The organism is Eubacterium album (assembly GCF_025336545.1).
GTDB classification, from domain to species: domain Bacteria; phylum Bacillota; class Clostridia; order Lachnospirales; family Lachnospiraceae; genus Eubacterium_U; species Eubacterium_U album.
The window spans coordinates 102,832-124,002 of sequence record NZ_JAODBU010000004.1; the positions used below are offsets into that span (position 1 = coordinate 102,832).

At 31.9% G+C, this 21,171-nt stretch carries 9 protein-coding genes and 1 riboswitch; of the genes, 8 read left to right on the top strand and 1 reads right to left on the bottom strand.

From position 1 onward, the window contains the following. From N5B56_RS05095 to N5B56_RS05130, 8 genes are all read left to right on the top strand, one after another. Window positions 1–1,836 carry an ABC transporter ATP-binding protein gene (locus N5B56_RS05095; RefSeq protein WP_260978493.1) on the top strand — a complete coding sequence of 612 codons (1,836 nt, stop codon included), beginning with the start codon at window positions 1–3 and terminating at the stop codon, window positions 1,834–1,836. A 199-nt stretch (window positions 1,837–2,035) separates the two neighbouring features. Further along, window positions 2,036–2,221, top strand: a riboswitch (cobalamin riboswitch). 69 nt (window positions 2,222–2,290) lie between these two features. Beyond that, the gene (locus N5B56_RS05100; protein WP_260978494.1) at window positions 2,291–4,285 is read left to right on the top strand and encodes a DUF4430 domain-containing protein; all 1,995 of its coding nucleotides are present in this window, start codon (window positions 2,291–2,293) and stop codon (window positions 4,283–4,285) included. Window positions 4,286–4,317: 32 nt separating this feature from the next. Next, a complete protein-coding gene (locus N5B56_RS05105) occupies window positions 4,318–5,241 on the top strand; it encodes an AAA family ATPase (protein ID WP_022087965.1) in 924 nt (307 codons plus the stop codon). Further along, entirely contained in the window at window positions 5,234–6,340 is a 1,107-nt protein-coding gene (locus N5B56_RS05110; protein ID WP_260978495.1) for a DUF58 domain-containing protein, read from the top strand. The genes N5B56_RS05105 and N5B56_RS05110 overlap by 8 nt, the downstream gene beginning before the upstream one ends. A 45-nt stretch (window positions 6,341–6,385) precedes the next feature. Beyond that, a complete protein-coding gene (locus tag N5B56_RS05115; RefSeq protein ID WP_260978496.1) occupies window positions 6,386–8,512 on the top strand; it encodes a transglutaminase-like domain-containing protein in 2,127 nt (708 codons plus the stop codon). An 84-nt stretch (window positions 8,513–8,596) separates the two neighbouring features. After that, window positions 8,597–12,847, top strand: a complete 4,251-nt coding sequence (locus N5B56_RS05120) for a cadherin-like beta sandwich domain-containing protein (RefSeq protein WP_260978497.1) — start codon at window positions 8,597–8,599, stop codon at window positions 12,845–12,847. Window positions 12,848–13,194: 347 nt separating this feature from the next. Then, the gene (locus N5B56_RS05125; protein ID WP_260978498.1) at window positions 13,195–18,624 is read left to right on the top strand and encodes a hypothetical protein; all 5,430 of its coding nucleotides are present in this window, start codon (window positions 13,195–13,197) and stop codon (window positions 18,622–18,624) included. A 110-nt stretch (window positions 18,625–18,734) separates the two neighbouring features. After that, window positions 18,735–20,336, top strand: coding sequence for an MBL fold metallo-hydrolase RNA specificity domain-containing protein (locus tag N5B56_RS05130; RefSeq protein ID WP_117909984.1), 1,602 nt, complete (start codon window positions 18,735–18,737; stop codon window positions 20,334–20,336). A gap of 218 nt (window positions 20,337–20,554) precedes the next feature. Here N5B56_RS05130 and N5B56_RS05135 read toward each other — a convergent pair whose 3' ends face one another. Further along, window positions 20,555–20,929: a hypothetical protein gene (locus N5B56_RS05135; RefSeq protein WP_022087971.1), complete on the bottom strand. Its 375-nt coding sequence runs from the start codon at window positions 20,927–20,929 to the stop codon at window positions 20,555–20,557. Between the last annotated feature and the right edge of the window lie 242 nt (window positions 20,930–21,171).

Below are 21,171 nucleotides of genomic sequence, written 5' to 3' on the forward strand. Positions count from 1 at the left end.
ATGAAAAATAATAAAGATAATATCCGTTGCTTTAAGTTTTTTGGAAAATTTGCGTGGCAGAATGACAAGAAATATTATGCTTTTCTTATTTTAAACATAATTGTAAATTCACTGTCTCCCTTTGTAACAATTCTTGGAACCCAGTATCTTATTGATGAAATTGCAGATGAATCTAAGAGAAATATGTTTTGGATTGTGTTTTGGGTAGCTTTTATTTGTATTGGAAGTTTTATTTGTTCAAACCTTAAGAAGTGGACAGGAGAAAACATATCAAGAATTGGCGAAAAGTTTGACAGAATATTTAAAACCAATTTATGTATGAACTGCATTAAAATGAAGTTTAAAAATACAGAGGACACAGATGTTTTAGATATTATTAAAAATGCGGAAAGAGCATTAAATGAAACAGGACAGGTTAATGGTCTTATTACAGCACTGGCAAACATTATCACTAAGTTCTTTGTAGCACTTGGAGTTGTGGTTCTTGTTTGTACAAGAATTCCTTGGTTAATGATTCCTGTAATTATTTCTTTTGCGGTAAACTCTTATACCACATCGAAAGTAAACAAGGGCAGACGTAAGTTCTTCAAAGAAATGAGCAATGTGGAAAGAGGCAGTACATATTTTAATACTGAATTGCAGGAAAGCAGATATGCAAAGGACATTCGTCTTTATGACGCGTCAGAAATATTTGAAAAGAAATATGACGGCTATGTGGACAGAATATATGATACAAGTAAAAAATATTTCATGGGATTCTTGAAATATTGGAATGTAAATAATATATTTTATTCTGTAAGTGATATGACCATTTATATATTGCTGGTGGTAAATATTTTTAACAAAACCATTTCCATTGGCGAGTTTTCAAGTTTATTTCAGGCTACAGGCGAGTTTGCAAGTGCAATTAGAAACATAGTTAATTCATATCTTGAAATGAATTATACATCTTCAGTTTTAAAGTCCTATATTGATTTTGTTGAAAGTGTAGCTGTTGAAGACAATGAATTTGATAGTTCAGCAGCGGAAAACGGATTGTCAGACAATATAACTTTAGAAGAAACAGAAGATATTTTGGCAAACTTTGATAAGTGTGAAATTGAATTTAAGGATGTAAGTTTTAAATATCCAAACACAGAAAAGTATATTCTTAAAAACGTGTCTGCAACAATTAAGGCAGGAGAACATGTTGCCATTGTAGGACAAAATGGTGCCGGAAAGACAACCTTCATAAAGTTACTATGTCATTTATACGATAATTACGAAGGAAAAATATTAATAAATGGCAGGGAAGCCGGAGAGTACAGCTTTAGGGAATATATAAGATTGTTGTCTGTAGTATTTCAGGATTTCAGACTTTTTGCCTTTACAATTAAGGAAAACGTAACAGTTTTTGAGGATAAAAAAGTTGATTTAGATGAAATATACAAGATTGCAGGAATTGAGGATTGGATTAACAGCCTTGAAGAAAAAGATTCCACACATATTTATAAAATGTTTGTGGAAAACGGTGTTGAACCATCAGGCGGTCAGGCTCAGAAACTTGCTATTGCAAGAGCATTGTATAAGAATGCACCTATAGTTGTTCTTGACGAACCTACGGCAGCACTTGATCCTATTTCTGAATACGAAGTTTACAAGAACTTTGACAAACTGGTTCATGGGAAAACAGCAATTTACATTTCTCACAGACTATCATCATGCAGATTCTGCGATAGAATAATAGTCTTGGAGAATGGTTTAGTAGTTGAAGAGGGAAGCCATGAGGAATTAATGGAAAACGAAAAAGGTTTATACTTTAATATGTACAATGTTCAAGCACGACACTATAGTTAATAATTTAGACCATTTGAAGGAGTTGAGATAAAGTATAAACAATTATGTATATGTGTATAAAGCAAACTACAAAGGTTCAATTATAGACTATACGGTATATTAAGAGTAAAAGAGTGACCAAAATAGTCACTCTTTTGCTAATTAACAATACAAAAGAATTGCATTATATAAATAATAATGCTATCATTAATACGATTTAAATTTCATATCAGTATATGGTTTGACAGAATTATATTCGTGTCGATTAATAGGGAATTCGGTTAGAACCCGAAGCAGTCACCACTACTGTAATGCAGACGAGAAAGCAATATGTCACTGGGAAACCGGGAAGGCGCTTTTAAGGATGAAGCTGAGTCAGGAGACCTGCCATATATGCGGTTTAAATATATTTTCCGGGTGAGGAGGATGTGTTTTTTTTGTTGCCATTTTTTAAAGAGAAAAATTAGGAGAGGCTATGGTGAAAAATAATAAACGGATTATTAATAGAATAATAGTTATACTTACTGCCATGGCTTTAATCATAGGAACGTGGGGGATTCGGTATCACAAGGGGGATACACCGGTAAACCCAATGAATAATAAGGCAAAGGCATCTAAAGTGTATGAAAACGATGGCTTGCAGGTAGATGAATTTAATGATTATTCTAATTTGCAAAATTCAGATAACGAAGATAATGAAGAAAATAATGACAGTAATGACAACAGTGAAGAGACTAATAATGAAACAGATGGAAATGGCAATGGAAATGTAAATCTTAAAAGCACTTCTAACAAATCAGGAAATGGAAAAGAATCCGCAGATGAAGGAAAATCAGGTAAAAGCAAGGGTAAATCTTTTGCTAATAAGGTTAATCAAAAAACAGAAACCCTATATTTTACAACTTCAATTATAGATGGAGAAACAATTTCTACATATGAATATGCATTTACGATTACACATTTAGTTGAAAGTCTTACGGTAGAACAACAGTTAGTGTATGTGAATGATGAGCAGATAAATAATTTTGATGGCAGAGTTATTCTTAAGGAAGGAACCAATACTATAGAAATAGTGGTTAATTACAGAAGAGATGACGGCCGTGAAATTATTGCAAAGAAAAAATATACGGTAAATGTAGATACAGGCAATTTGTTTATATCAACAGATTTGAAGGACCAGACTGTAAACAATCCGTTTTTCAAATTTAATTTGCAGGCAAAAATGGGTGAAAATGATGCAGATGTAAAGGTATCGTTAAATGGTAAAAATATAACGGGAAAAGATGGCAAATATTCTGTAATTTTAAAAAAAGGAAAAAACACAATAGTCGCAAAAGCTGAATATGATAAATATTCGATTACAAAAAAGTATGAAATAACTCTTGAATATGAGGATGGTTTTGGAATTGAAACCGATTTGGAAAATAAAACAGTTAATGCAGAAAATATTGAATTTCAGGCAGTTATAAGAAATGGAACAGATAAGGCGAAATTATCTGTAATTGTTAATGGAAACATAATTACAGGAAATGAAGGAGCATATACTTCCGGTTTAAAAATTGGTAATAACACCATTAGACTTAAGGCAACAGATTCAGGAAATGTATCCTTGAATAAAACCTTTACAATTAAATATGTTCCGTTGGCTACAAAAGATACTGAACCGGTTATTTCATATATAAATGTCACTGATGGAATGGAGGTTAAGGGCGAGAGTTTTACCTTATACATTGGGGCAATGGACTATAAGAAAAATAAAATTTATTATGACGGAATTGAAGTTAAATTAAATGGAAAGAAAATTCAGTACAGATGGTCTGCTAATTATGTTGGATATTTGCTTAATTTGCAAAATGGAGACAATAGCCTTGAAGTTAAGATAACAGACAGCGATGGAAGGTATAAGGAATATAGTTACAAATTAAAATGTACATATATAGATGAAGGAACCGTTATTGGTACGGCAACAGTAAGCATCGATGCGAAGGTTATTCATTTAGGAGTCCTATTAAGACCTAAAACAGTAGATATTTATTATGGAGATAACGCAGCAGATATATTTGAACGTGCTATAGAGAAAAGCGGATTCTCATATACAAACAGCGGAACAGTGGATAAAGGATTTTATCTTGAAACTATATCAAGACCGGGAATTTTAAGAGGCTGGATGATTGATGATAAATTAAAAGATGAAATCATTGAGGATGGACTTCAGTTTAATATAGACCCTTCAACCGGAGAGTACATATATGACATGGATAGCTTAGGACAACTTGATTTCTGTCAGGGTTCAGGTTGGGCGTACAGTGTTAATGATGAATATAAAGAATACGGAATGTCGGAATATAAGCCAAAAGATGGTGATGATATAAAGATTAGATACACTTTGGCATATGGAAAGGATATTGGAGGATATAATCCGTCAAGCGGTTCTTATGGTATCAAAGATAAATATAGTGTTACATATTAAACGACTAGGCTTTCAAAAGAAAGGTATTAAAGATGAATAAAAAAATAGAAGATATTGTTTCAGAAGTTAAAAAGGTTGTAATAGGTAAAGATGAAATCATAGAAAAAGTATTAATGGCGATATTAGCCGGAGGACATATTTTATTAGAAGATGTGCCGGGAGTAGGAAAAACTACATTGGCATTAACTTTTAGTAAAGTATTAGGACTTGATTATAAGAGAATGCAATTTACACCCGATAGTGTTCCATCAGATATAACAGGATTTTCGGTATATAACAAAAATAGTGGCGAATTTCAATATATGGAAGGGTGTGCAATGACAAATCTATTGCTTGCAGATGAAATTAACAGAGCTTCAAGCAAAACCCAATCTGCGTTACTTGAAGTAATGGAAGAAGGAAAGATAACGGTAGATGGAGTTACAAGAACAGTGGAAAAACCATTTGTTGTAATTGCAACTCAAAATCCTACAGGATGGATTGGAACACAAAGTCTTCCAAATTCTCAGTTAGACAGATTTATGATTAGACTTAATATGGGATATCCGGATATGAATAATCTGATAGAAATTATGAAAGACAGACATCATGAGAATCCGTTAGACAAAGTAAAGCATGTTATTAATAAAAATGAATTAATAAACCTGCAGGAATTGGCGGGGAATATTTATGTGTCAGATGAAATTTATGAATATATAAGTAAGCTTGTAGAAAAAACGAGAGAACATGAACTCATAAAATTAGGAATCAGCCCTAGAGGAGCATTGGCAATTTGCAAAATGGCGAAGGCAAAAGCGATGCTTGGTGGAAGAGATTATGTAGTGCCACAGGATGTTCAATATATTTTTAAAGACGTATGCAGTCACCGTATAATTGTGGAATCAAGGTCAATGATTAATGAAGTAAACACTGACGAAATAATGAAAGAAATAATAGAAAGTGTAGAAAATGAATAGAAAGAGCTTAGGATTTTTTTTACTGCTGTTATTATTTCTGATATCAGCAGTAGTGTGGCGGCAGAAATTATTTTTAATAATTCCTATAATTATGATTTTGACAGGAATACTTACATTTGCCTATGCAAAATTAGCAACTACGAATTTAAATGCAGAACTTAAATTCACAAATGTAGTGGATAAGGGCAAAAATGTTACAGGAAAAATAATAGTAAACAATAAATACCCTGTTCCATTAAATGAGATGGTTCTTAATTTTGAAATAAAGAACATACTTACAGGCGAGACAAAGAAAGTTAAAGAGAATTTGTTCCTTGGTATAACAAAGAAAAGTGAAATGCCACTTGAACTTGAATCTAAATATTGTGGATGCATAAAGGTAGAACTGAAAAATATCGAGATATTTGATATTTGGGGAATAGCGTCTATTAAGAAAAATTTTAATGAAAGTCAGCAGGTATATGTTATGCCGTATACCATTACACAAGATATTGAACTTGGAAATTCAAATGCAAAGGAAGCGTCAGATACATGGCAATTCATGGAGAATGTAGCAGGAGTTTCAGGAGAGGTATTTGATATTAAGGAATATCAGATTGGAGATAACATTAAAAATATCCATTGGAAATTAACAGGTAAATATGAAAATCCAATGGTTAAAAAAATGGCTAAAGAGGCAGAAGATTCAATCATATTAATTTTTGACAACCGATTTGAAAATTCCAAATATGAAATGGCGGATGCTTTAGCAGAAATGTTCATATCATTAAGTAGGAATCTTTTTAACGAAAATATTCCTCATACTATAGGATGGTGGCAGGAAGATAAAGAAAAATATATTTCATATAACATAAGAAGTGAACAGGATTTAGTAAGCAGATTACCTAAAGTATTAGCAGCAGGAAAATGCTTAAACAAGACATCAGAATATGAGAATTATATAGCAAAAATGTCATTTGAAAAAGCACATACGGTTATAGTGGCAGAAACAAAATCTGATGTACATAATATAGCGGCAAAAGGCGTTACGTGGCTTACTGTAGATGATGAATTAAACTCAAATAACTTAAAGCAAGGAAGAAAAATTAAACTCAAATAATTAAGAAAGAAAAATTTAAAATAAACAAAAAAGGACAATTAAAATATGAAAAATCAAAATACTGTTGATTTAAGAAAACTGAATAAAGAAGATAAAAAATCAACAGATATTTTGATGGCTTTGATTATGGAATTAATTGTTCTGGTTGGAATAACAGGATTTGTATTTAAAGTGACAGAGTTTAGGATAACGGCATTTGGATTAAATATGAAAGTTATTTTAAATGATATTTCTGATTTAATCGGAAAAAATTATGGAATGATTACTCAAAAGTACATATTAAATCCTGACTTTAAAATGGATTTGCTTTTAATAGGACTATTAGCTTTAATTGCAATTGTTTTATATATTGCAATTAAATATGAAAATCAGGCAGTATTTGCAATTGGAATAATAGTCACAGTAGTTATTCAGGGAATGTTTGGTGGTAAAAAAAGTTGCCTTATGGCAGCAGTTTTAATATTTGCAAATATAATTTGCCTAAATAAAAAAAGATTAAGCAGTGCATTTGAACAAAATAATAAAAGTAAAGTATTAATAGTCTTTTCAATGCTTGTTATTAGCATTTTATGTGTTCCAATATCATATGAGACTAATACAGATAAGATGTTGGAGAACTTAAACCAAAATATAAATCATAAAACAGATGATTTGAGATATTTAAAGAAAAATAAGATTGCATTGAAAGTAAAAATGTCAAAGCCACAGTCTTATTATTTGAAAGGCTTAGTGGCAGGAGATTTTTCACAAAACGGTTGGAAGGAAACAGATAAAAAGAAACTGTACAAGTATGCAGATTTATTCTTCTGGTTACATAAAGAAAATTTTTATGGGCAGACACAATTGTTTAATGCAAAAAGCGAGGGCAATAGTGAAATTGATATAAACAAGATGACTATTAATGTTTTAGGGGCATCTTCGAAATACATTTATTCACCATATGAATATGTTTCAGATAATGATGGGTTAACAGATAAAGATGAAATAGGAGATGAAAAGCTTCTGTCAAAAGGCTTATATGGCACAAGAAAATATGAACTTGATGTGTCAGATAACATAGTGACTAATTATTCAGATATTGTGGAAAATCTTAAAAATAATGGAGATAAGCCGACAAAGTATTTAAAAAACGAAAATTACTATAATGAATTTGTATATAAAACATATTTGGATTTGACAGTAAAGCAAAAGGAAATACTTGGTACATATTTGAAAAAAGATAATGATAATCATGATTCATACAGTTACGCGAAATCAGAGATACTAAATTATTTAAATAAAAATATTAAATATAGTAAAAAGTTTCAGGGGATAAATGATTATGGAAACTTCGTAAATGAATTTATGGAAGTTGAAAAAGTGGGTAATGACAAGGATTATGCCACGGCAACAGTTTTAATGTTCAGATACTTTGGAATACCGGCAAGGTATGTTGAAGGATATCTTATTACGCAGGATGATGTGAAAGATGCTGATGATAACAGCACTATTAACATACCTAAGAATAATTTTCATTGTTGGGCAGAATATTATCAGGATGGTGTTGGATGGATTCCATTTGAAACTATTAAATCATATATGGATTTGATGGGAATGAATGACAGCTTTACATCGGGCTTGGAGAATGAAACAAATGATAACAGGCAGATTAGTCAGGAAATAGACAGAGATAATTATAATGGTGAAGAACCTGAAAAAGAAAAAAATGATGATAATGATAAAAATAAATCTGAATTAAATTACCTGATATGGATTATTTGCAGTTTATTAGCAATTGCAATTATTACGGCTGTTATCTATGAAATAAGATTATATTTTATCAGAAAAAATATAAAACAGGATAACAACAATGCCAATACAAATAAGGCAATAATGAATTTATTTTCATATCTTATGAATGCATACTTTATCATTGATAAAACTAATAGATTTAAGAATTTAGAAAAATATGAAGAATTTCTAAAGGCTTATGAGAGTGAGTGTGAAGCAGGATATTTGGAAATGATGACATTATATCAAAAGGCAAGATATAGCAACAAGACTTGTACTAAGGAGCAGGTAAATCAAATGAAATATTACTGTGAAAATGTTAGAAAAGATATTTTCCTGAAACTTAGCAAATGGCAGAAATTTAAATGGAAATTTGTTTATAAATATGGAAGCCTTAAATAATGTTTAAATGCAAAATAAGAGAAATATAAGATAGTAGCAAATAGTTTATGAAAAAACATATAAAGTAAAATGAGTGAGAACGAAATGAAAAAAAGAATTTATGGATGGATTTTAAGTTTAATAATTGTAATAACCACATGTTTTGCTAATTGTGGAAGTCTAATTACTGTATATGGAGAAACAGAAGAGAAAGGTACCGTTACAGTTTATTTTACATTGAGTGAAGATGGAAAATTTGTAACGGGAAATGATGATAATGAAACTGTTTTGTGCCATATTCCTGTGACTATAAGTTATTTTGACTTAGCTGAATATGGTATGGAGGATTACTACAGATATGAAGCAGATTCATTTGAAGAAGGTGGAAGATACAATAGTGATAAAATTGTAGAAAGACCGACATTACTTCATCTTTTCATTAAAATGCTTGAAAAGTATTATCTTAGAAAAGGAGAAAAATTTGTAGTAAATGACAGATTACAGGATGCAATGAGTATTTCCGGTTCTGCAACAAGTTTATATATGACAAGATTTTGGGGACATGATGAAAACTTAATGTATTATGTTGATCACGAATATCCACTTCAGGCAGCAGGATGGGGGTCAACATCTGACTACATTTTGCTTGAAGATGGAATGGAAATCGATGTGGCAATGTTTTCTGATTGGGATTTCTATCACACGGGTGCATTTTCATTTTTTACAAGTGAAAGCACAAAGTGTACAAATCCCGGAATTTTTGACATACATACAAATGAAAACATAACTTTGACAATGAGGGGAACTGCAACAAATGCAGCAAATGATGGTAATTCATCTTTCGTAGGTGAAGCGATGCCCGGTGAAAAAGTAGTGTACTGTAATGCTTTGCAGGCGGTGTCGGATTATAACAATGATAATTGGAAAGAATTAAGTCAGGAAACTGACGATAATGGACAGATAACATTAACATTTGACAAACCCGGAACTTATTATGTTTCATCAACATCAACTTATGAAAATTATAAATTGAGTTCAGGAAATGCATGCGTTGCACCACCAATTGCAGTAATCAATGTTTCCGGAGAAAACGTATCAGAAGAAACAACAGAAAATCATCCCGGAGAATATGACGGCAGATTAATAAAAAACATTGAAATAAGTAATGGCATTTCAGATAATTCAAAATCTTATAAGTTTGATGCACCATTTGATGCAAATACAAAAGCATATACAATTACGGTTCCCGATTATGAAGATTCAGTATGCGTAAAGGTGGGATTGGAAGAAAGTGTACCTGATGGAACAGAAATTAAAGCTAACTATACGGATACAAATGGTGAAAGCAAAGAAATAATTATCAGTGGAAATGATGAACTGGGAAAGAAACTGGGAAAAATCATTGAAAAAGGAACTGTTGATAATAAATTTGTATTAACAGCAGCTTATAGCAAAGTTGTAGAAAAATACACATTCAATATAAAAAGACAGACAACATTAAAAGGTATTACATTTGCAAATAAAAAAACAGGCAGAAATATTTCCATACAACCTGAATTCAACAGGGATACTTACGAATATGAAATAAGCATTCCGAAAAATTTGGAAAAGATAGAAACACAGATAGTTCCATATGATGAAAATTACAACATATATGTAAATGACGAACCTGTTGATGGAAACAGTAAGATTGATATTAGCACAGAAATAGATGGAATAAAGATTAGTGTTAAAAAAGATGAGTGCAGTTATTCGACTTACATAATTAAAATTGCAAAAATAAATCTTGCTAATACAGATTTTAAATTAACGAACGGAAGTATTATTCAGATAAAAAATAGTGATGGAGAAATTATAGCAGGTAAAAATGTTGTTGATACGCAGTTTACGGCAGAAAACTTGCTTGAAGGTGAAAAATATACTTATGTCGTTACTAAATACGGATATAAATCTGTAAGTGGAAGCTTTGTTGCAGGAGCAAATACTAATATAGATGCAACACTAAAAGAAGCTGATGTTAATAATGCAATAAATAAAGGAATTACTTCTATATGGAGTAATTTCAGAGGCAATGATGAAAATAATGGTGTGACAAAAGCATTAACACCTACTGACTATACAAATTCTATGCTTTATTGGGCAGAAAAAGTTGGTACGGGATTTGGAAGCGGGGCACCAAGTTCGCCGATTCTTGTTGGAGATGATTTGGTATATACTACAGCGACATCGATTGTAAAGGTAGATACCATAACAGGAAAAGTAATTAAAAGTGGAAACATGATAAGAACCTCAGCTTTTAATATTACACCTCCAACATATGCAGACGGAATGATATTTGTTGCACTTGCAAGTGGAGCAATACAGGCATTTAATGCAGATACATTAGAATCCTTATGGGTTTATGAAGACCCATTATATGGTCAGCCAAATTCACCGATTACCTATCACAACGGATATATTTATACAGGATTTTGGAATGGTGAGACAGGAAATGCAAATTATGTTTGTTTGTCAGTTACAGATGAAGATGTAAATGACAAAACAGAAAAAAAGACAGCGAGCTGGACATATACATCAAAAGGTGGATTTTACTGGGCAGGAAGTTATGTATGTGACAAATATCTTGTAGTAGGAACAGATGATGGAGCGAAAGCGGATGAAGAAGGTAAAGGTTCATTGATAGTTCTTGATTCGTTAACAGGCAATCTTATATCAAAATATGATGATGTAAGAGGCGATATTAGATGTAGTGTTAGTTTTGATAAAGAAACAGAAAGATTTTATTTCACATCAAAAGGTGGAGATTTCTGTTCAGCAAAAATTGATTCAGATGGAATAATTGAAGAAGTAAAAAAAATGGATATAGGAAGCTCTAGTACTTCAACTCCGGTTATTTGCAATAAAAGGGCTTATATTGGAGTTAAGGGAAAAGAACAGTTCGGAGTTAATTCAGGTCATCATATTGCGGTTATAAATTTGGAGGATATGAGTATTGCTTATACCTTAAGTACACGAGGATATCCTCAGACAAGTGGACTTGCAACAACAGGATATGAAGATAAAGACGGATATACATATGTGTATTTTATAGATAACTATGAGCCTGGAAAAATAAGAGTGCTTAAAGATAAACCTGGACAGACCAAAGCAATAATAACAAGAGATAGTGAGTACGAGGACGAAAATGATTATAACGTTTTGTTTTCACCAAAAGGTGCTCAGGCAAATTATGCAATCTGCAGTTTGATTTCGGATGATTATGGAACAATGTATTTTAAAAACGACTCAGCATACATGATGGCACTTGGAAGCAAAATAACAAAAATACAGGTAACAAAACAGCCGGATAAACTTGAATATAAAGCAGGCGAAAAATTTGAACCTAGCGGAATGGAAGTTACAGCTTTTTATTCAAATGGAAAAACAAGAAATGTTACTAAATATGTAACTGTTGATGATAGAGCACTGACGTCAGTGATGTCTGATGTGGAAGTTTCATTTAATTATGTACTTTATAATGATGAACTTTCTACTTACGGCAAATTTGATCCATTAATAGACACTGTAAACATTACCGTTACAGACAAAGAAGGTGAAGAAAAAGCAGCAGATGTCGTAAATAAAATAAACGGTATAGGTGATGTTATAACTCTTGATTCAAAGCAGGCAATAATTGATGCAAGAAATGCATATGACCAGCTTGATAGTTCACTTGAAAAATTTGTAACTAACTACCAAAAGTTAATTGATGCTGAAAATGTATTCAGAAGAATTGCAAAAGAATATTTGGATTCAAATTCACTTGGATTTACCGGAAACAATAAAGGATTCCAGAAAATAAATTTAAGTTGGAATAACTTAAGTTATGCAGACGGATACCTGCTTTATAAGTTAGATAATAAAACAGGGGAATATAAGGAAATTGCAAACTTTAAAGAAACAGGATACGAAGATACACAGGCAATAGTTGGTAGTACATATCAATATAAAATTATTCCTTTTATCAGAATTTCAAATAAGACAGATGGGGTAATTTTAGGAAATGAATCCATTGTACAGACAAAATCAGAACTTGAAAAAGCAAACGGACTTAAGGTAAAAAAACAGGGCAAAAAATACTTAAAAATAAAATGGAACAGAAATAAAAACTTTAGTGGATATGTTGTATACAGAAAAGAAGGAAAGAGTAAAAAATTCAAAATAATAAAAACAATAACTTCGAATAAGAAGACAACATATATAGACAGAAAAGTAAAAAGAAACAAAAAGTATTATTACAAAATCAGAGGTTTCAGAACAGTAGACAAAAAGAAGATATACGGAAAATATTCAGCCGTAAAATCTATAAAACGTTAAATTATACATAAGTAGCCATAACTGCAGATTACACGTGCATGGAATTTGCAGCTATGGCGAAGATGTATAAAAGTATAACTTTTGGTTTAAATTGTGAAATTTGCCATAGTTAATGAAATAAAAATTACCATTACTGATACAAAGTTATTTATTTATCGTTGCTAATATTTGTGACTTTTTGATGGAACATAATTATATGTAGCAAACGATAGGAAGTTTTTCGCAATTTTGCGAGCATAGTGTAAATAAAAAAGTAATGTTTGAGCTATCAGGTAAGTTTTACTTTCACTAATTATGGCAAGTCTCACAGCAAAAATATGGGACTAAAAAAACAAAGGAGAGAAGAGATGAAACAAGTGGGAAAGAAAATGCTTGCATTTTTATTGGCAATAACAATGATTGCCGGTATGACACTTAATGATGTCACAATTGCAAGAGCAGAAGAAAAAGCACCATGCATTACATTAAGCGATGGTGTAAAGGAAGAAGTGAATGAGACAACTTATATCTATAATGGATATAAGCCATATTTAGGGGACAAATTCACTGACAGCGAAAAACATGGAATGCTTTATTATGTAAGCAGAAGTGTTTACGATGAAGAAAGTGAAACATGGTCAGAACCTTCAAAATATGAAGAAATCACTATCGGCTTTGCAAGCAGTCTTCCGGAATATGCAGTAACAGAAAGCACTCCGGGAAAATATAAGTATAGCTGGAAAGCATATTGTAAAACAACAGGCTTACTTTCAGAAGCAACTTATACAGTTTATTTAACTGTACAGGACCCTGAAGAAACAACATATGACATGACATTTTATGTTGGAAGAGATAATGAAGGGGCAAATAAGAATCCTGAAATAAAATTGTATAAGACATTAGGACAGAATGAAGAAACAGGTTACGATGAATTTGATGAATCAGAAGAAATTAAACTTGAAGGTGGAAATCTTGATTCAAGTGGACAGTACAGAGTATACACAGCTTCATTAAATGGTGGAACATATTCATACAGAGCATTTGGATATGATGAAAGTACACAAGAGTATACAAATCCATTAGGCGGTATGTGCGTTAACGTTCCAATGTCATCTAATGTAACTCAGTCAGGATATGATTCAAAATCAGTATATATCAGATGTACAAATGTAAGTTCAAGAACAAAGTATGACGGAAATAATTATTTAACAGCGGACCAGTATACTACAGAAGTTGTTTGCCCTTATTATAGTTGTACAGCTACACCTGGTACACCATATGTAAATGCAGGCATTACATACTATCCATATATGCTTGCAGCTCAGGGAAATGCATGCCTTTACAATTATTTTGCATATCCAAATAAAGACATAGCAGAAGAATATGATCTTACTTATGGATATGGAATTAACGGTACAGTACAAAAAGGTTATTCAACATTTTCATGGTCACCTTCAGTTGTTTCAAGAATTACATCAGCTATTACAGTACCTGATGAAGCGAAAGCACAGGTATATTTCCAGATGAACAACTTTAGGGATAAAGAAATTGAAAGTTATAAGCAAAAAACTAATTCAGATGGAACAGTAACATGGTATTTCTATGTTCCAAAGTCAAATGGAAATTATTCATATCGTGTATCTAAAGATGGATATGTAACTAAGGCAGGATATATGAGCCTTGGAAGCGAACAATCAGCAACATTTTCAGTTGATTTGGATAGAAAAGATGTTACAAGTCATGATTTCAGTGGCTTAGACAGCAGAGTATTAACAAGAGATGAAGCAAACTTAATTATGAATGTAAGCGATAAGAATGTTAAGAACATTGACGTTGATGAAACATTTAGACTCAGAGCTTACAGAGTATGGGAAATTATTAATAGCGATGCAGGAAATATAATGATTGAACCTGATTTTAATTATGAAATTTTATCAGGTGCAGATAATATTGATATAGAAGAAGTAGAAGATAATAGAACTAACGGAAAAGGAAACTGGTTAGATATTAAAGGGGTTAAAGCAGGAACAGCTGTAATTGCAGTTACCTATAACGCTATAGATGTAGATGGTACATCAAACGGAGGATTTTACCCGGCAATATCTCCAAAGAGAACAGGTATAGCAATAATCCATGTCGGAAATGAAAAATCAGATATTTCTGATATGGGAGTAAAAAATGTAAATGGAAATGACTGGTGCTGGAATTATGACACATTCTTCTTTGACGGAAACGAAGGAAATATGAACATTGCACCATATGCTTCAAGTGGAATAGATAAAGTTGAAGTTATTCCGGTAAAAACAACAGATGACTTACATAGTAGTTTTGAAGATGGAATAGCAGTTGAATCAAATGAAAATGGAACATATGATGTAAACCTTAAAGAAGGAAATAACATTATAAAAGTTACATCAAAGAATGGTTCTGTAGGATATCAGGTTGTAAGAGCTGCTAAAGTTCAGATGAATTATGAAAACATATCAAATCCGGGAGAAGAAATTATGCCTGGAGATAAGGTTAAAATAACATTTGATGGGCTGTACAGATCAATTCCAAAGGTTTCAGGTATTTTCAATCCTGTAGTATTACAGATAATAGGAAATACATCGGATGGTACTAAGTTAACAGGTCAGATTTCACAGTATCAGGTTGCTGACAGTGGATCATTGGAAGTTACAATACCTTCTTATTTGACATTTGAAGATGGACAGGAACAGACAGATTATACAATTTCAAATGGATACATAAATTTACAGTCAATGTATAGTTATGCAGATGCATGGAAATATATGTATACACTAACAGATGCAGGTATTGGAACAAACTTTAATGCAGTAATTGTTACCGGACAGCATTCAACAATTTCAGATTTCTCTATTCCTGTAAATAGAAAAGTAACTTATGGAGTTAATGTTAATGTAACAGATGAACAGGGAAATGAAATTAAAGGCTATGACTTATCTGTAGTAAATAAAAATACAAACGAAACAGTTGAAGATTTCAGTGCACTTGGATATGCAAGATACAGCTATAGTGTTAAGGCAAATGGATATGTAGCAAAATATGGAACATTTACTTTAGGTTCAAAGACAGAGGTAAGTGATGGAAAAACAACAATAACTATTGTGTTAAAGAAAGCTGATGAAAATGCATGGGATGGAAAAACATTCACAGAACCACAGATGGATGAAGAAGGTACATATTTAATTGGAACAGGTTCAGAACTTGCATGGTTTGCTAACGAAGTAAATTCATCAACAGCAAAGACAACATCAGCATTAAATGCAAAATTAACAAAGGATATTGATCTTGCCGGATACAATTTCCCACAGATTAGTTATTATAATTCAAGTTCAGCATATGTATATTATGGTGGAACATTTGATGGTGACAATCATAAAATATATAATTTAAGAATTGATAAAACAGCTATAAATGCATCAACAGTTTATGGTGGATTATTTGCATATACAAATGGTGCAAAATTAAACAATCTTACAGTAGAAGGTGATGTTGTAATTACAGCTCCATCTACAATGAGTGTAACAAAAGCAAATACAGGTGGTATTGTAGGATACGCTTCAAATACAGAAATTAATAATGTAACAGCAGATGTAAATGTTGAAATTAAAGACTACGTAAAAGGAAACTGGAGTTACATTGGTGGTATTTGTGGATATACAAAAGGAACAGTAATTAAAAACTCAAAGAACAAAGGAACTATTTCAGGAAACAGATACACAGGTGGTATTGTAGGCACTACAAATGGCACTGTTGAAAACTGTGTAAACGAAGGAAATGTTGTTTCAACAGCAGGTTATGCAGGCGGAATCGCAAGTGAAATTACAACAAGTGCAACGATTACAAACTGTATTAATACAGCAAATATTGAAAGCAAAACAGGTTTAATGATTGGTGGAATTGTTGGCTATGCAAATGGTTCTGCAGATGCATCAGTAAATAACTGTATCTCTCTTGGAACAGTTTCAAGTGCTGCAACAGGTGATACATTAGGCTCAATAATAGGTTCAATAACAAGAGGAAAAGTAATAAACTGTTACGGTGTTTCAAAAGATAAAGTTGTATGCGGTAAAGTAAATGCTACATATGCAACAGTAACAGATAGCTATGCATCAGATGATTGCAATGAAGTACTTTACAAATATGCAACAGGAAAAGATTTAAATGATTGCAATGAAAATGCAAAAAATGAAATCGTTGGAATAACTTCTAAATATGAGCAGTTACTTATGGATAGCAGTAAGAGCACAGAAGAAAAAATAAATGCTATCTCAGATATTTCTAACGAAAACTTTGACAAGTGCATATTAGAAAATGAAAATGTAAATGTTACGGTAAATGCTCAGGATAATAACAAATTTATCGTAGCTTCAAAGACAGTAGAAGTTAATGGATATTTAGCTGAAAGATATGGCTATACAGATGCAGTAAAAGATGGAGTATCAGCTCTCGATGTTCTCGTTGCAGCACATGAATATGTATACGGAGATAAATTCACAACTTCAACAGCAAAAGATTACATTGATTTTAGTACAAGCCAGTATGGTACATTTGTTTCAAAGGCATTTGGAAAAGATGCTTCAACATTTATGTATTCAATTAATGGAAAATATCCACATAATGATGAATTAGTAAATGGATATTACACAGGATATACAGTAGACCAGGCTAAAACAGCAGACAATGATGTAGTTGATTTCTATTTCCTTCAGGATGCAGGATATTCAGATGATTTATCAACAATTAAGCTTGATACAGACAGCACAACAACAGATAAAACATTTAATGTATCAGTAAGTGGATATAATTATGCATGGTATGGTGCATGTGAACAGTCAGTTATTGATGCAAATACACATGCTGTTAAAGGTGCAAAGATTGGAATTGTTGATGTTAAAACAGGTGAAATTACACCAATCGATGGAGCAGTTACTGACGAAAATGGTAATGCAACAGTAAACATTGATAAGGCAGGAAAATATATTGTTACAGCATATGTTGATGATAAAGACAACACTCCAATATTAATGCAGCAGGCAACAATTAATGTAGAGTGGGCAAAACCATTAGAAGTAAAAGGTGTTGCAATTGCAAAACAGAATAAAAATGAAGTATCAGTTATGTGGCAGCAGAGCTTAGAACAGATAAGATTAGGACAGATTTACAATGTATATGTTGATGGAGAGTTATACAACAAATATCCTGCAGCAACAACTGTAACATATACATTTGACAAAACAGGAAAGCATACAATTAAGATTACTTCAGAACTTAATGGATTTGAAACCGATGGTTATACAGTTGAAGTTGAAATTGAAGAGGAAACAACAACTGAAATAACAACAGAAGCAGTTAAAGAAAGCATAACAAAAGATTTAACAACAGAAAGCACAACTGCAAAAGACACAACAAATGTTTCTACTACTGCAAATCAGACAACAACAGAAAATGTAACTACAACAACTAAAGCTACAACAAAGGCAGTTAAGACAGTAAAAATTAAAAAGACAGTAAAGAAAAAATCAGCTAAGAAAGTAGCAATTAAGTTAAGAAAAGTTAAGAAAGCAAAAGGCTATGAAGTTTTAGTTGCTAGAAATAACAAATTTGCCGGAAAGAAAGTTATTAAGATAACTTCTAAGAAGGTTAATGTAGTTGTAAGAAAACTTAAACCAAATAAAACTTATTATGTTAAAGCAAGAGCATATGAAGTTGTTAATGGTAAAAAAGTATATGGCAATTGGAGCAAAGTAAAGAAGATTAAAAACAAAAAATAAAAAAATAAAGCAATAAAATCGTTTTATATTTTTGACCCTGTAATCATAAAATGATATAATAAAAATATTAATTAGTTCGGATTAAAATTTAATATAAAGGGGATGATTTTATGATTATAACATTTCTTGGAGCAGACCATGAGGTTACAGGAAGTTGCCACTATTTACAGGTTGGGGATAAAAAAGCTATTGTAGATTGTGGTATGGAACAGGGAAAGGATATTTATGTAAATCAGGAGTTGCCGGTGGCAGCAGGAGATATAGATTACATATTTTTAACTCATGCCCACATTGACCATTCAGGATTAATTCCGCTTATGGTAAAGAGAGGCTTTAAGGGACAGGTATTTGCAACGAAAGCAACTTGCGAATTATGTAACATAATGCTTCGTGATAGTGCACATATCCAGGAATTTGAAGCTGAATGGAAAAGCAGAAAGGCAAAGAGAGCCGGTAAGGAAGAATATGAACCAATCTATACGATGGCAGATGCAGTAGCTGCCTGTGAATTAATGGTTCCGGTAAACTATGATGAAACTGTGAGTGTATGTGATGAATTCCAGATTAAGTTTGTAGATGCAGGACATTTGCTTGGTTCATCAAGCATCGAGGTAAAAGTTACTGAAGGTGATGTGTCTAAGACGATAATTTTCTCAGGAGATATTGGTAATATTAATAAACCAATAATTAAAGATCCTAAGACAATGGATGGAGCTGACTATGTCTTAATAGAATCTACATATGGTGACAGATTCCATGAAGAAAGACCTGATTATGTAAAAGCTCTGGCGAGAATATTAAACGAAACATTTGCAAGAGGTGGAAATGTAGTTATCCCGTCATTTGCCGTAGGCAGAACTCAGGAAATGCTATATTTCCTCCGTATTATTAAAAGAGATAATATGGTTAAGAACTATCCTAATTTTGAAGTGTATGTAGATAGTCCGCTTGCCATAGAGGCAACAAATGTATTTAATAATAACGTAATTGATTGCTTTGATGAAGAAACAATGGAATTAATTAACATGGGAGTTAACCCGTTGAAGTTCGATGGATTAAAGGTTTCAGTTACAAGTAATGAATCTGTTGCTATTAACCAGAATAATATGCCAAAAGTTATATTGTCTGCATCAGGTATGTGTGAAGCCGGAAGAATACGACACCACTTGAAGCATAATCTGTGGAGAGAGAACTCTACAATATTATTTGTAGGTTATCAGGCAGTCGGTACGTTAGGAAGAGCAATACTTGAAGGAGCAACAACAGTAAAACTTTTTGGTGAAGAAATAGCTGTTAAGGCAAGAATAGAATCCTTAAAAGGTATAAGCGGTCATGGAGATCAGAAAGAGTTAGTAAAATGGCTCGAAGCTATGAAGAAAAGACCACAGAAAGTCTTTGTAGTTCATGGTGAAGATGAGGTATGTGATATTTTTGCAAAACTTTTAAGAGATGAACATGGATATGATGCATATGCTCCTTACAGTGGAACACAGTTTGACCTGGCAACAGGTGAATTAATAAAAGAAGGAGTTCCAATCAGAATACAAAGCAACTCTTCAAAACAGAGAAAACCATCTACTGTATACGAAAGATTACTTGCTGCAGGGCAGAGACTTCTTGCAGTTATTAAACGTAATGAAGGCGGTGCAAATAAAGACCTTGCAAAATTTGCCGACCAGGTACAGGCACTTTGTGATAAATGGGATAGATAAAATTTTATTATTAAGTTAAAAGCTATTAATTAAAAAAGCTACCACTTTACAAATTACGTAAAGTGGTAGCCTTTTTTTGTAAAACATCCCAATTTGGTATTTTTACATGATTAGAAAAACATTGTTTTTCTAAAAGTGGCTTTTTGATTTTAACATTACAAATTAATTATAGTCGAAAAAAGTCGATAATTATTTTATTTGAAAATAGTACGCTATTTTTAAACTAAACTGCATTTTTTCTTCACATCATCACTATAATAAGTGTTTTTGACAAGTTTATCATAGTAGAGGTAAAGTTTTTGTACTCCTCTTTCGAGAAAGAAATAATGCCTTATGTAAAATAAAAGAAGAATGTATATTGCAAGCAAAAATACAAACACACATATACTTTGGAGAACATAATTTGCCAAAGTTGTAAAAATTGCAATAATTGCAAATGTAACTGTTACGATTAAATGAATAAGTCTTTCATTTTGGAAAAACTGAATCTGTTTCATAAAATCGTTAAAAACTGCTTCACGTTCATTGTCTGACAATTCTTTTGATGTGACCATTTCCATATGGTCCAAAAATTCCTGTAATCGTTCTCTCATATAAACCTCCCAACTTTGATGTTTATTTATATGTATATTTTACACCTAAACAAACATAAATAAAGTCTAAAATTAAATTGATTTTCTTTATTTTCATAATGAATCTACAATTTACGGAAACAAGTTGCATGCATTAAAGTCGCGTTAGCTCCACCGATATCAAATAAATTTATTTAGCTAATATTTATGCCATCCAGACTAGATAGATTAACATGTAAATTATTGCTGATTTGTATTTATTT